General features: G+C 46.5%; 12 protein-coding genes. 3 read left to right on the plus strand and 9 right to left on the minus strand.

What is annotated here, in order from left to right:
• The first annotated feature begins 3 nt into the window (after positions 1-3).
• The 3 genes from RIF36_RS14125 to RIF36_RS14135 are packed head-to-tail and all read left to right on the plus strand — an operon-like array spanning position 4 to position 4,006.
• On the plus strand, positions 4-1,449 hold the full coding sequence (locus RIF36_RS14125) for an APC family permease (protein ID WP_350122252.1): 1,446 nt from the start codon (positions 4-6) through the stop codon (positions 1,447-1,449).
• Between the two features lie 43 nt (positions 1,450-1,492).
• Complete coding sequence (locus RIF36_RS14130; protein WP_350122254.1) at positions 1,493-3,016, plus strand: biotin carboxylase; 1,524 nt, start codon at positions 1,493-1,495, stop codon at positions 3,014-3,016.
• A 3-nt stretch (positions 3,017-3,019) separates the two neighbouring features.
• Positions 3,020-4,006 carry a C45 family autoproteolytic acyltransferase/hydrolase gene (locus tag RIF36_RS14135; protein WP_350122256.1) on the plus strand — a complete coding sequence of 329 codons (987 nt, stop codon included), beginning with the start codon at positions 3,020-3,022 and terminating at the stop codon, positions 4,004-4,006.
• Between the two features lie 26 nt (positions 4,007-4,032).
• On the opposite strand, the gene RIF36_RS14140 is transcribed toward RIF36_RS14135, so the two are convergent.
• The 9 genes from RIF36_RS14140 to RIF36_RS14180 form a co-directional block, all read right to left on the minus strand.
• Positions 4,033-5,085 carry a glycoside hydrolase family 43 protein gene (locus RIF36_RS14140; protein WP_350122258.1) on the minus strand — a complete coding sequence of 351 codons (1,053 nt, stop codon included), beginning with the start codon at positions 5,083-5,085 and terminating at the stop codon, positions 4,033-4,035.
• A gap of 86 nt (positions 5,086-5,171) precedes the next feature.
• Positions 5,172-5,828, minus strand: a complete 657-nt coding sequence (locus RIF36_RS14145) for a hypothetical protein (RefSeq protein WP_350122260.1) — start codon at positions 5,826-5,828, stop codon at positions 5,172-5,174.
• On the minus strand, positions 5,812-6,303 hold the full coding sequence (locus RIF36_RS14150) for an RNA polymerase sigma factor (protein ID WP_350122262.1): 492 nt from the start codon (positions 6,301-6,303) through the stop codon (positions 5,812-5,814). The genes RIF36_RS14145 and RIF36_RS14150 overlap by 17 nt, the downstream gene beginning before the upstream one ends.
• Before the next feature lie 134 nt (positions 6,304-6,437).
• On the minus strand, positions 6,438-6,893 hold the full coding sequence (locus tag RIF36_RS14155; protein ID WP_350122264.1) for a hypothetical protein: 456 nt from the start codon (positions 6,891-6,893) through the stop codon (positions 6,438-6,440).
• 141 nt (positions 6,894-7,034) lie between these two features.
• Positions 7,035-7,373: an ArsR/SmtB family transcription factor gene (locus RIF36_RS14160; RefSeq protein WP_350122266.1), complete on the minus strand. Its 339-nt coding sequence runs from the start codon at positions 7,371-7,373 to the stop codon at positions 7,035-7,037.
• Complete coding sequence (locus tag RIF36_RS14165) at positions 7,351-7,812, minus strand: SRPBCC family protein (RefSeq protein ID WP_151996859.1); 462 nt, start codon at positions 7,810-7,812, stop codon at positions 7,351-7,353. Before RIF36_RS14165 ends, RIF36_RS14160 begins: the two co-directional genes overlap by 23 nt.
• A gap of 4 nt (positions 7,813-7,816) precedes the next feature.
• Positions 7,817-8,176: a VOC family protein gene (locus RIF36_RS14170; RefSeq protein WP_350122269.1), complete on the minus strand. Its 360-nt coding sequence runs from the start codon at positions 8,174-8,176 to the stop codon at positions 7,817-7,819.
• Positions 8,177-8,388: 212 nt separating this feature from the next.
• Positions 8,389-9,738 (minus strand): rhamnogalacturonidase, encoded by a 1,350-nt coding sequence (locus RIF36_RS14175; RefSeq protein ID WP_350122271.1) that lies wholly within the window; start codon positions 9,736-9,738, stop codon positions 8,389-8,391.
• 267 nt (positions 9,739-10,005) lie between these two features.
• Entirely contained in the window at positions 10,006-13,947 is a 3,942-nt protein-coding gene (locus RIF36_RS14180) for an ATP-binding protein (protein WP_350122273.1), read from the minus strand.
• Between the last annotated feature and the right edge of the window lie 84 nt (positions 13,948-14,031).

A 14,031-nucleotide genomic window follows, 5' to 3' on the forward strand; every position in this document is an offset into this window, starting at 1 on the left:
TCGATGAGCAGTTCCTCAACAATTAACCGGGCAGCACTGAGGAAAGGTATTGGCCGGGCAGGCTTTTTCTGCCTTGCCTTTGGTGCTATGATAGGCGTGGGCTGGGTAACGGCCATGGGACCCTGGCTACAGACCGCTGGCCCAATGGGTGCGGCGATAGCCTTTGCTATTGGCGGTCTGCTGATGCTATTTATAGGTTTTTGCTACGCCGAAGTAACAGCGATGCTACCAGTGTCCGGAGGAGAGGTGGCCTATGCCTACAAGGCGTTTGGCACGTCCAAGTCATTCCTGGTTGGTTGGTTCCTTTCCTTTGGCTATTTATCGGTATCAGCCTTCGAGGCCATTTCTGTTGGAAAAATCCTTAGTTACCTTTTCCCGGCAATCGACAAATGGCCGCTTTATGCCATCAATGGAGAAACAATTTTCGGCTCTCACCTCCTACTGGCCTTTGTATTTGTGGCCCTCATTACCTGGATCAACTACGTGGGTGTTCAAAACTCCATTAGGTTCCAGGTTTATCTGACGATAGTTTTTTTACTCATTGTGGTCTCGGTCGGAGCAATAGGTTTTTGGGAGGGGCAGGTTAGCAACCTTCAACCCTTGTTTGCCCAAGGTGCTGACAACACCGTCATTGGCGGCATCATAGCCGTATTTGCTACAGTACCTTTTTGGTTGGTCGGCTTCGATACGATCCCGCAGGGAGCAGAAGAAGCAAAAGACAGTGTAACCCCACGAATGATAGGTATCCTCATTTTGGTTTCCATCGTTGCGGCAGTACTGTTCTACATACTGCTCATCTTCAGCACCTCCATGGTTACCGACTGGCCATCGATAGTTGGATCGGATCTGTTTACCGCCAAGGCGTTTGAGTTGGCTTTTCAATCCAAATTCCTGGTCAATGGCATTCTTGTCGCCATTCTCATTGGCCTGCTTACTAGCTGGAACGGTTTTTTTCTAGCAGGCTCCAGGGTGCTCTTTGCCATGGGAAGAGGCAAGATCATCGCACCCGCCATGGGAAAGTCTCATGAGAAGTACAAAACACCATACAATGCGGTGCTTTTTAGTGGCATTATTACCTTCATTTCGGCGCTGCTTGGCCGGGGCGCTATGATTGCCTTTGTAGACGTGGGGTCTTTGTGCATCGCCGCTGCCTTTCTGGGCGTGTCGTTATCATACCTTAGGTTGAAAACAGCGTTTCCTCATCAATCGAGACCATTTCTTGCGCCAGGAGGAAAACTAACTGGCTACATTGCCATGGTGGGATCCCTATTGATATTGTTAGCCATTACGCTGCCCAATAGTCCCGCTGCACTCAAGTGGCCACTGGAGTGGGCCATACTTTTGGCTCTCTCAATATTGGGTACCATTTTCTGGACGGTGTCGAAACAAAGCAGGGAAGCAACCTCCCTTGAGGAACGAGATTATCTAATACTGGAAAGGTTCAAATGAGCCAAGCCAATAAACCGAACGAAAAATCAAAACATAAACAACCATGAAGAAAGAAACAGGAACAGTAGCCGCAAAGAAAGCTACACCCAGGGCAGCGAAATCAAAAAGTCCAAGCGTACTAAATGGCATATCTGACATCCGACGATTCTTTTATCGCAACGAAACGCCTATCTACTTCATCAGTGCCACCAACTTCAACCTGTTGGGTGCCGATGAATGGGTAAAGGGATTTAAGTTTATTTGCTACATAGAGTGCTTCGATGGCCTGCATCCCAGCGTTTTTTCTCCCAAAGAGGAAATGCCGCATGAAGAATTCCAGAGTATTGAAGACATCAACAATTACCTGCTGGAGCACAAGGAGGTAGTGGATTATATCAAGTCTCGTGGCAACGGAGGAAAGGCGCTGTTTCTGATGTTTGATGAGAACACCGAGAAGTTATCGAAACAGCTTGGCCTTGAAGTCTGCTTCCCTCCTGCCAAAATGAGGACTTTCATGGACAACAAAGTCAACACCAACAGAATAGCTGAAAAAGCCGGTGTTCCTTGCGTACCCTATATTTTGTCGAATGTGAAAAGCTACGAGCACATGACGTCAATCAGCAAGAAAAAGCTGGGCACTGACCTTGTGGTTCAAACCCCCTTTGGCGACTCCGGTCATACTACTTTCTTTATTTCCAATGAGCAGGAGTTTCAAAAATATGAAGAGGAAATAGTGAAAGAAAAGGAAGTAAAAATAATGAAGCGGATCAATTGTCGTGGATCAGCTATTGAAGCCTGCGTAACACAGCATGGCACCATAGTGGCTCCGCTGATGACCGAACTGGTTGGCTTCAAAGAGCTTACCCCTTACAAAGGAGGCTGGTGTGGAAACGAAATATTTGCAGATGCCTTCACCCCCGCCATCCGAAGAAAAGCGAAGAAATATACCGAGCAATTCGGCAACCAGCTTCGCAAAGAGGGTTACAAAGGATATTTTGAGCTTGACTTCCTGATCGATCAGGACGACCAACAGCTTTACCTGGGTGAGTTGAACCCAAGAATTACCGGTGCCAGCTCAATCACGAACCACGCCGTCTTCGCCCTGTCCGACATGCCTCTGTTTATGTTTCACCTGCTTGAATGGATGAATCAGCCCTACAAAATAAGCGTGAACGCCATCAACAGGCGTTGGTTCAATCCGGAAAACATTGACTCGTGGGGACAACTGGTGATTAAATACACAGACAAAAAGATCCAGGTGATCACAGAGGCACCACGTTCAGGGATTTATAAAATGAATGACGATGGAACAATTAAGTTTTCAAGGATGGACACCCACCGTCGGGCAGTGGAAACTGAAAGTGAGGCCTTTTTTCTTCGCATTAGCCGAAACGACGACTACTTTTACGAAGGAGCTGATATGGGTATTCTGGTGATGAGAGGGCGGCTGATGACCGACGATTTCAAACTCAGGCCACGTGCAGAAAAATGGATCAAAGCTATCAAAAGCATGTACAAAGCTGTTGATTATATACCCACGCCAGCCAAACCACAAGCTGCAGAAATTGGTGGCTTTAAAATGATGTAAACTATGCCCCTATCGTTCAATTGCCTTCAGGAGGAAAAACCGGGAGAAAAGTGGAAGGCTTTGTTTGATAGAACCTGGCCCTATTACAAAACCTGGTTTCTTTCAGAAGGCTACCTGGCAAGAAAAGGATACCTAACTTCAGCCAGCCAGCTAGCCTATCACATGCCGGAGCTTATGCCAGTGTATCAACAATTGCTTCCTCTGGCTGGCGATGGAGACCTTGAGGGCCGGTTCTTGTCTATGTACTGCCCTCCTGCTTACATGACAGCCTGCTCGCAGGTAGCGTGGACCCGTGGTAGTGTATCGCTGATCCGAAACTACGACTACACCTTCAAAATGTATGAAGGCACCATGCTGTACACCAGCTGGCTGCAGCCGGTGATCGGCGTGAGCGACTGCACCTGGGGGCTGCTCGATGGCATGAACGCTTCGGGCCTTGCCGCCTCTCTTACTTTCGGTGGGCGTAGGGTAACTGGTGACGGATTCGGTATTCCACTGGTGCTGCGCTATGTGCTTGAAGTGGCCAAAAATGTGGATGATGCGGTGAAGATCCTCTCACGGGTGCCTGTTCACATGGCTTACAATGTGACTGTTGTGGATAAGTCGGGACTGTATGCCACGGTATACCTTTCGCCCGACAGGGCGCCCGTTGTGTTGCATGTTCCCGTGGCTACCAATCATCAGTTGGAAGTCGAGTGGACAGACTATGCCTCCCTCACCGGCACTATCGAGAGAAAGAGGCTATTGGAAGAACTGGTAGCCTCCGCTGACGAAACAGAGGCTTCCGTCCTCACCAAATTTATGCAGCCACCTTTGTACAACACCAATTTCGACAAGGCTTTTGGCACGCTTTACACCATCATATACAAGGTGCAGAGCGGCGAATTGGAGGTGCATTGGCCGGGTGTGAGCCAGAAGCAGTCTTTCGAAAACTTCAGGGAAGAACGTGTGGAGCCTTTTTCATTTCAAGGGGTTAGTGAAGGCAGTTGACTAGGGAATACTTGCCGAACACGGTACTATCTCTGAGCTTGTTGGCCTGGCGTTAACTGGTTGGTGAAATACTCAATCTTCACTTCTACCTCGTTGCTGACAGGCGAGCCAAAATCAGGCTCTCCATTCTTCCAGGAAAAGGGCTGAATCCTCACCTGCCGACTAGCCCAGCCGCCTCCTTTCACCGGCATGGCATGGTAAACGATATAGTCCTGCCCACCGCTTTCTACGAATGACGCATGCCCTGGACTGATCACTTGTTCTGTTCCAGAAAAGACAGGGTTTTCGCCTTTGACCCACGACTCAGGGAGCATAGGATCTCCTCCTTTCAGTTCAAGCAAACCCAAACAATAACTGTCGGACCAGCTGCCACTGGCGGAATAGACAATAAACATGCGACCACCTTTCTGCAAAACTTGGGGGCCTTCGTTGATGGTAGGCAATTCGTCGCTGGAGCCCCTCTTTTCCCATTCAAACTCCGGGCTGGATATTTTCACTCTTTCCGAGCTTATATGCGTCGGGCTGCTCATCTCAGCAATGTACAAGTGCTGAGCTTCGTTGACATCGCCCTCCCAGCCTGACCAAACAAAGTACATTTTACCATTAAGAGTAAACACAGTGCCATCAATGGCCCACTTGTCTGTCTCGTCAGAGATTTTACCCTCGAAGACAAAAGGCGATTGAGGCAGCTTCGCCTCAGACGAAAGCACATACATCCGGTGATTGGCATTGTCTCCATCATCAGCCGCAAAGTAGATATACCATTTCCCATCCAACCTGTGCAACTCAGGAGCCCACACCTCTTTTGAATACATGCCAGTATCAGGTGCTTGCCAAACCATGTGTTCTTCGGCGCCATTCAAGTTGGAGAACTTCTGAACCGATTTCACATAAATGCCTCCACCTTTGGCGTAGCAATAGTGAAACGTGCTGTCCTGCCGGATGATCCATGGATCAGCTCCAGCGTCGACAATAGGGTTGGTTACAATTTCCTCAAAAGATGCATCTGTCTCTTTTGGCTGACTATTACATGCTACCAGAAAAACTGCAAATAGGCTAAAAATGCTTTGTCTCATCATTGGAGTCTTGGACAATTTTCTTTAGCTGCCTAAGTTAACAGCTAAAATTTAAACCGGATAATGAAGCAAAAACTATAAGCAATGCCTCAAGCTCTCAACTCCTCCATGTCAGCTAACATCTCCTGTAGCCTTTTCATCACGTTCCCATAAACCAGCTTAAGCTCAAACTTGTAAAGGCGGCCACCAAAGAAAGCCAGAATGACAACTACCAGCATTACGCCAATAATCCCGAGGAAGGGAAGCCCGCCAACCAAATAGGTTTGAGGATAATGGATCATTAGTTTATTCATTAGTGCCTCACCCAGCGTCCTTCCATCCACATCAAAAAACCAAAAACCAGCCAGAAGAGAAAGAAACGCCCAGGGGTAGTTAAATGCTGACATTTTTGTGTTGATGGAAATTTGCTTCTGCATCCAGGTATCGAATGCTTTGAGGTATTGATAGCTGCTTACGCTTTTATCAATTTTCTTTAATCCATTCGAAAGCCGTTTGTTAACGACTGCCACCGCATTGAGAAGCAAAAACATGGGTACCCCCATATAAGCCATGCCGAACAAAAAACTTACCGGCAACAACACAACAGAAAAAATGAGGATGGCAATCAGATTAATCTCAAACATCCTTTTAAACTTATCAACAATATGCTTCGACTTTTGGCTGTATAACCGGTTGATCTTCGGTGCCACCAAAGCATCGCTCACTAAAAACCCTTCCTTCCAAATAGCTTCAATTGACCTTTCCATCTAATATTACTTTTAGTCGATCCTTGATTCGTTTAATCCGCACACCAATATTATTGGCATTGGTGCCGGTTATCTCGGCGATTTCCTGATAGCTCCTTTCGTCGAGGTAGAGCAAAACCACTCCTCTATCAACCTCAGAAAGCTGTTTGATAGCAGCGTATAACTCGTTGAGCGACTCGTTGGCAAATGCCCGGCTGTCTTCCGTCGCCTCATCGGGCAGGTAGTCGGATGCAAAGTGATGCGGGTCGTTTTTCCTTTTCTTCAATAAGGTAAGGCAAACATTCAAGGCAACCCGGTACACCCAGGTCGACCACTGCGACTCCTCTCTGAAGTTGGCATGACTCCTCCAAATCTGCAGGCACACCTCCTGATAGTAATCTTCAAAATCTTCCTGAGTATTGGTATATGCCCGGCAAATCTTGATGATGATGCCCGAAAACGGCAAAATCATGGACGTATAAAAGTCGCTGCTCAAATCTTTTACCTTGGTTGGTGGCCAAAGTTGGGGATTATTACACCCGGGGCATTCCCTTTTTGATGTTTTTTGAGGAGCGGAAGTAGAATCAACTGTTATTGGTCACAGCGTCGACAAGAGGCGTTTGTGCTCAGTTATTTAAATTCAACATTTAATACCCGATTCTGTGCTTCCGCCTGAGCGTCGAGATACCTCCCAACAACCAAACCAAAAGTGATTCCAAAACTAATCCCGAGAGAGCTGCCGAGCGTTCTGTCAATCATCATTCCAAACATGCCACCAAAAGCCACGCCAAAGGCAATCCCCAGTGCTGTATAGTGGCCTTTTGCGATAAAGGAAAATTTGTCCTTCAAAAACTGCTGAAACTTAGCCAGCTTCTTTCTTATGTGTCTTTTTCTGTTTTCCTGGTAGGCATCCAATTCCATGACGTCCAGCTCGCTTTCTACTGCGGCTAGATCCTCTGAGGACAATTGTCGGGTTTGCAAGTCCAACAGGATACCAATCATGTTTTGTAAAATCTTTATCTCAGATTTTTTCTCGGCCCTGGCTTTTTCTGTCTTGAGCAGTTCAACGGCTTCAGCTATTTTCATAATCGTTTTCTCTGGTTAGTGGCCAGCGCACAAAAACCTTACACCTCTTTGAATCTTTTTTCAAATTGAAGGTTCGATTACCATATTGCCATAAGCCCCGCTCTTGATATAAATGCAATTTACCTGCAGGCAACCGACTTGCTATTTGCCATGTTCAGACTTTTTCTCTCCCTTCTTCAACAACTCATCCAGGCTACTCAGGTGTTGCGTCCAGTACTTCTCAAAGTGGCCTATCCAACTCTGAACCTCTTCGAAACCCTTAGCATTGAGGCTGCAAAGCCGTTCCCTACCCCTTTCTTCGATATTGATGAAGCCCGTATCTACCAGCACTTTGATGTGCTTTGACACTGCTGGTCGGCTTATCTCAAAAGCATCCGCCAGGGTATTGATGCTGCTTTTCTCTTGCGTAAGCAACATCAGTATCTCCCTGCGATTTTTGTCTGCAAGGGCCAGAAAACTATCGTACTGTGTGTGTGTCATGTTGTATTTCGTTAAGCGCTTTCATCAGGCGCTTGCTGAAGAATTTACCCCAGCCTTTTTCCATGATAAAGGCAGTAAAGGCCCCTTTAAGTCCCTGGAAGCCTGTATGAGAAAGCTGAAGCTCCACGCCGCCGTTCTTCTCCACCAGTTTGTAAGTAACAACAGTATCCAGCGACAGCTCGCCAGGTCGTGGGCCACCCTTGAGAGCGTAAGCCAATTTCTCTTTTGGCACTACTTCAAGCACCTCCAGGTACATAATGCCGTCCCAGCCCCGGCGGGCTTTTTGGGTTGATGTCCATTGAAACCCTGGCTCCGCCTGAAAAGGCTCGTCTCTATGAATAGTACTCCACTGTTTCAACAAATCTGCGTCGGTCAGGTATTCCCAAATAGTATCGATGGAATGCGGATAAAACCATTTTAAGTGTATTTCCTTTTTCATTGCATTATGCGTTTTTCTGGTTCAAACTCCATGTGTTGCCGTCGGGGTCTTCAATCGAAGCAAACTTACCCCAGGGTGTGTCGTCAATCTTACCAACTTCGATGCCATTGGCAGCCAACTTTTTAACGTCGCCTGCGATATCGTCGGTGTTAATCACCACCGCCTGAAGGCTGCCCACAGGCATTTTCGGAAACCAGGTCACCAATGTGATGCTCGTTTCTCCTTTGGGAAAACCCATCTGTATCCACAGCTGGTCACCCTGAAATGGCGCTTCTACCACTATATGAAGTCCCATTTTCAAATAGAATTCCTTTGCTCGCTGCTGGTCTGACACCGGCACTGATAGTAAGTCGATCCTGTTCATACTGCTATGCGTTTTTATGTTATGTGAATCAAAAGTTACGCAATTATATATGTAACTTTTGATTCACGCAATTTTTTTTTAGTTTTTTTATACCTGGTTGGGGTTCAAGGCACAATCAGTCACCAGCGAAGCTTTATCGCAGTGGTAGTGATTGATATAAACTTCCGATAAACTTTCCTTGATTCGTATGAAGGGATGCCAGAGTATTCGCCTTACCGCAGGATGTCCGCATTCACCTTCACATTCTCCAACGTGAAATCCTTAACCAGGCTCTTGTCAAAAGCTGGGTTGACAGCCTTGATCGTCAGGTTTTGGAAAGTGAAATTAGACAGCCGGTCGTGCTCGGTAATGGCCACATCGAAAAAGATCTCGCAGTCGAGGTCGATATTGCGCATGGTAATGTGATCTGAGTACGACAATGGCACCTCTTCCCTGCCCTTCAGGTCAAAAAACTGCGTCCAGGGCTTTACATAGATAAAGCTGTAGGCATTGCCGGTAATATTCTCAACGGTCACATACTCATACTTCTGAGGTGTATCAGGCCGCATTTTGAGCCATAGCAACCTCCTGGCTTCATTTACGTGGCTATTGCGCAGCACAACGTTCTTGTCGTGGATAGACTCACTGCCAAAGGTCAGCGCTGAGTGGCAAAAGCCAAACTCGCAGTCTTCAATGAGGATATTGGTGTTCTCTCCATTATTGGCATCAGTGTCAGCAAATGGCCCCTTTCCTCCCTTGAGGGCAATGGCATCGTCGTTCACCGACATGTAGCAACCTTTGATGAGTACGTTGGAGCAGACATCCAGATCAATGGCATCGGTGCTGGGCGCTTTCACCGGCGCATGTGGAGAAGAAATGTGCAGGTCAAGGATTTTCACATTGTTGCACTGGTAGTAATGGCTGGTCCAAAAGCCCGAGTTGTGCAGACTGACGTCCTGCACCTGCACATTGTCGCTGCCCCAAATAAACACCAGGCGTGGCCGTGACACCTCTAAATTGGTGCAGTTAGGGTCTTCCTCTCTGCGTTTCCAGAACGCTTCCCAGTATTTCAGTCCATTACCATCAATAGTGCCTTTACCGGATATCGTGAAACCATCAACACCGTAGGCATTCACCAGCGCTGGAAAGTAGTCGAGGTTTTGGCCTTCCATTCTGGAGGCCATTTTAGGATAGTAAGCAATATTGTCAGAGCCTTTGAGGATAGCACCTTCAGACACATACAAATGTGTTTGGGGCTTAAAAAACAGCGCTCCGCTTAGAAAAGTACCTTTCGGGATGATTATAACGCCTCCGCCATTACTGCTGGCTTCGTCGATGGTTCGTTGAATGACTTCAGTTTGTAAAACAGTGCTGTCATTAACCACTCCATAGTCGGTAATGGTATAGGGCGTTCCGAGGTCAGCCAATTTCACCTTGGTGGTATCCGAAAACCACTCGGGTATTTCAGTGCCGTCAGGCCAAAGATTGACTTGCTTTGATTCCGGTGAAGTGCAGCCGAAAAATGCTGCAACACCGATGAGGAGTAAAAGAAGGGCTTGAATGTTGGCTAGACGAGTCTTCATGGTTTTCGTATGTTGTGTGGGAATATAAGAAATCTCGTGCTTTTTAAAGGCATTGAACCTGCTCGCATCGCCCCTTATGGGGAAAGTGGACAGTCAATCACAATACGTATCCAGCTCCATTTCCGCTGCTATGTGACCAATTCTGTAGCCGAACTCGTCATTGTTGCTATGATCATTCTCCCCAGCAGCACTGCGAAAGGACTTTCCCTTCGCTGTTCATACCCTGTAAATAGCCGTCGGGTTCGGAGCAAAGTTGTTTTTTCTGGACTATTCCTGAGCACTGTTCACTTGTTCACGGTATTCTGTGGGCGTCACCTGATACACTTCTTTAAAACTTTGCGAAAAATAAGAGTGGGTTTCAAAACCAACGTTGAACGCTACCGTGGCAATACTTTCACCCGCCCGAATCAACTCCGCAGCTTTTTGTAGTCGATAGCGCTTTATCAGCTCATTTGTTGTAATGCCTAATAGCGATTTTACTTTTCGATTGAGCGTGCTATTGCTCATCGCCATCTCCCTTGCCACTGTTTCAACTTTCAGAGAAGTGTCATGCAAACTTCTATCCAGAAAACGATAGAACTTATCAATAAAGGCGTCGCCAACGCTCAATGCTGGTGTCGGTAGTTCAGCAGCCAGGAGTTGTTGCTGATAATGACTAATCAAATTGCGTTGTTGAATCATTGCATTTTGGATACGCAATTCTAATTCGTAAAGGTGAAAAGGCTTGGCAATGTAGCCATCAGCGCCAGCTTCCAGTCCCTCAACTTTTGATTCCTGTGCCGTTTTGGCCGTGAGCAGGATAAAATATATGTGGGAGGTGCGAAGATCTTGCTTGGATTGCCTGCATAATTCATAGCCATTCATTTCGGGCATCATTATGTCTGAAATAACCACATCAGGCAGCCTGTCCAAAAGTATCTCCCACCCCTCCTTTCCATTCCTTGCAGAAATGACAACGTTATTCTCCGAGAGGCTTTCCACAATGAAGGCCCGGAGCTCATCATTATCCTCAACAACCAGTACCAGCGGGACATTTTCCCCTGATTCTGCCGGAGTAAAGCTAATGTCGTGTTGTTCCACATCATGCTGAGGCATTTTTATCACCGGCATATACACCGTGAAGCAAGACCCTTGTCCAACAACACTTTCTACAGTTACCTCGCCACCCATCAGGCTGACCAGCTCGTTTACCAGTGACAGCCCGATGCCCGTGCCACTATGCACCCGGGTGGATGTTTCGTCTACCTGATAAAAACGATCAAATAACCTGGGCAACTGCTCTTCAGGGATGCCAATTCCTGTGTCCCTCACCTCTATTCTGAGTTGATCCCCCTGTCCTACCTCCACCGCAAGGTGAACCTGACCATGAGGTTCAGTAAACTTGATGGCATTGCTTAGCAGGTTTTGCAACACTGTCTCTAAATGAGTTTTATCAAACTGATAGAAGCCATCAAGGTTTTTGGATTCAGCTGCAAGCTCAATGTTTTTTGTTTGTGCAATTTCCTGAAACTGGTCGACACAAGATTTCACGAACGTGTCCAATCGCCCGGTAGAAGGATGAGATTGCATAAATCCTGATTCCAGTTTGGAGATATCAAGCAATTCATTCACAAGCTTCAAAAGGTGGCTCCCGTGGCGATAGTTATTTTCCAGAATGGATTGGACCTCTTTGGGGAAATTTTTGTCTCGCAGTTGTTTCTCCAAAGGTGAGAGGATCAGTGTGAGAGGAGTGCGAAACTCATGTGTGATATTTGAAAAAAATCTCGTTTTCATGTCGTCAACCTCTTTCAAACGAATATTCTCCCGCCTGTTAAACTCCTCTTCCTGCTGCTTTATAATCTTTTTTCGGTAGCCCCTCCAGTAGATGTAAACCAACGAAGAAAGAGCAAGGCCATATAGTGTAAAAGCCCACCAACTCAGCCAGGGCGGCGGAAGTACTTTGATCGTCAGTTCCCTGACATTGGTACTCCAAGTTCCATTGGTGTTGGAAGCATTCATGGCGAGGGTATAAGTCCCACTCCGTAGCTTGTCGAATTTTATTTTTCTGTCGGTACCGTTGTAAACCCAGTCCTGGTTATAACCACTCAGTTTATAACGATACTGGTTCTTTTTGGGGCCATTGAATTGCATGGCAGCCATTTCCAGCAAAAGCGAATTCTCCTGATAGCCAAGCTGAAGCTTTTGTAACTCGTTCAATGGAGCGGTAAGAATCGGATGGTCTTTGGAATAAGACTGTATCTGGTTGTTGATTGAAAGGCTGGTGATCTTCAGCTCAGGTTCAAAATCATCCTCCACAAATTCGTTTGGATCAAAAACAGAATAGCCCAGCGTGCCGCCAAGGGCAATTCTCCCATCCGGCAGTGTAAACGAATGGTGACGGTTAAATTCACTCTCTATCAGCCCATCTTGCTTATAATAGGCAGTAATCACTCCTGTCTTTTTATTTAATCTGCTGATGCCATTAAAAGTGGCCATCCATAAGTTGCCCAAACTGTCCGGCACAACTGCCCCCACACTGTTGTCTGAGAGCCCATCTTTGGCATTATAAACGTAGCTTGTTTTCTTTGTCGACTTATCCCATTTCACGAGGCCATCTCCTAGCGTAGCAATCCATAGGATATCGGATTGATCGGGGTCTTGAACAATGTCGATGAGGCTTGCATTGTCACTTGCCGGGGAAAAACGCTGAATGATTTCTCCATCTTTGACCTGGTAGAGGGTGTTGTTCACCGAGATCACCCACTGAAAATCATTGTCGACGATCATATCCGAAAGTACTTCCTCAGCCAGACTGTTGATTTCCTTCATTCTAGCTTGTTCCGGAGGTGAGAGGTCATTGACCCAACTGTACATCCAACCATACTTTCCGAGTGCCCAGCGTTTATCGCTGCTTTCACCAAGCCCGACAAAGTATTCAATGCTGTTCTCCCCGGTTTCAACCGGTTCTAACTTCTTGTTATTCAGCTTAAATAATTGCCTGGGACCGTCGTAGTTGTAGTAGTCGTACTTCAAATACATCTGTCCTTTTCTGGAAGAAAAGTATCGGAAATCATACGCCCATTCATTGGCTTTCCAGCTAGCCGGCAATTTCTCGGCCGGAACTCCAATTTCTCCCATGAGAATATCGGCCACAAAATTTACCTTATATTCAGTGGAGTGAAAAGAAGGGGTAAGCAGGTTCACTTTGTACAATCCTCCGGTATTAATTCCAACCCACAGCGTATTTGACCGATCAACCAAAAGGCCTGTTACGACAAATTTTTCCCGCTCAGGGTAAGCCCACAGCACCGTGATGCGGTCGTCCTTCTCCACTCTGAAAATATACCCCTGATATTGAAAAACCGGCCTTTGCTGAAGGTCGGTTGTCAAATTGAAAATCTTCGAATTATTTATTACCGGCACATTTGGCACAGAAAGTTCTTGATACCTATTGGTCGTTTCATGGTACATGAACATTCTATTTTCGTAGGCAAACAAGACTTTGCTGTCGGGCAAGCACACAACGGGACATTTGTTTCTTATTCCGGGTTCGTAGTTGAAATCAGCCGGAATAGGAATCAGTGTCAAAGGATCTTTTGTGGTTTTCGCCACAGCAAGGCCCCTATCCGTCATGTACCAAAAGCGACCCTTTTCATCGATGTCAAATCCATACCCAAACTCCGTGCTATCCTTCGAAGCGAAAATATCACTTACCTGTGTCAGCGTGGAGTCAATATGGTAGTACTCAGTACCATTCTTTACGAACCAGTTTTTCTTTGCATTGTCACTGACAAAATAGACAAACCGGGCAGCTTTTGGCCCCATGTTAAACTTGAAGTGCAGGTCATCGGATCTCATGAAGGGCTGTACGTCCCTTTGTACTTCGAAAGTCCTGGGGTTCATCAGATCAACCTTGTAATTAAAGTTCAGTATCCAAAGATTGTTGGCGTCGTCGATAATAAGATCGAGAATTTGAGAGGTAGACAGTCGGGCGGGGTCAGGCGAATTGCTATTGAACTGGAGAAATTGGTGCCCATCGAACCGGGCAAGCCCATTCAGCGTAGCCAGCCAGATAAACCCGTCACTATCCTGGGCCAGGTAAGACACATAATTCTGCGGCAGCCCGTCTTCTACCTCGTAATGCACATAGTTGTTGTACACAGGATCAATCTGTCCGTAACAAGAGCAAGAGAGTAGTAGAACAAAAAGTAAAATGTTGCATTTGAACATCAAACTCAATATAGACAGCAATTTCGGATTATCGTTGAAAAAGTATCATTCACCAGGATGGTTGATATGACCAACTTTGGAACC

The sequence above is a fragment of the Imperialibacter sp. genome, from assembly GCF_040222815.1.
Taxonomy (GTDB): Bacteria; Bacteroidota; Bacteroidia; order Cytophagales; family Cyclobacteriaceae; genus Imperialibacter.

Coding starts and splice junctions, on each gene's coding strand:
- RIF36_RS14125 (WP_350122252.1), top strand. CDS start 4: ATGAGCAGTTCCTCAACAATTAACCGGGCAGCACTGAGGAAAGGTATT.
- RIF36_RS14130 (WP_350122254.1), top strand. CDS start 1,493: ATGAAGAAAGAAACAGGAACAGTAGCCGCAAAGAAAGCTACACCCAGG.
- RIF36_RS14135 (WP_350122256.1), top strand. CDS start 3,020: ATGCCCCTATCGTTCAATTGCCTTCAGGAGGAAAAACCGGGAGAAAAG.
- RIF36_RS14140 (WP_350122258.1), bottom strand. CDS start 5,085: ATGATGAGACAAAGCATTTTTAGCCTATTTGCAGTTTTTCTGGTAGCA.
- RIF36_RS14145 (WP_350122260.1), bottom strand. CDS start 5,828: ATGGAAAGGTCAATTGAAGCTATTTGGAAGGAAGGGTTTTTAGTGAGC.
- RIF36_RS14155 (WP_350122264.1), bottom strand. CDS start 6,893: ATGAAAATAGCTGAAGCCGTTGAACTGCTCAAGACAGAAAAAGCCAGG.
- RIF36_RS14160 (WP_350122266.1), bottom strand. CDS start 7,373: ATGACACACACACAGTACGATAGTTTTCTGGCCCTTGCAGACAAAAAT.
- RIF36_RS14165 (WP_151996859.1), bottom strand. CDS start 7,812: ATGAAAAAGGAAATACACTTAAAATGGTTTTATCCGCATTCCATCGAT.
- RIF36_RS14170 (WP_350122269.1), bottom strand. CDS start 8,176: ATGAACAGGATCGACTTACTATCAGTGCCGGTGTCAGACCAGCAGCGA.
- RIF36_RS14175 (WP_350122271.1), bottom strand. CDS start 9,738: ATGAAGACTCGTCTAGCCAACATTCAAGCCCTTCTTTTACTCCTCATC.
- RIF36_RS14180 (WP_350122273.1), bottom strand. CDS start 13,947: ATGTTCAAATGCAACATTTTACTTTTTGTTCTACTACTCTCTTGCTCT.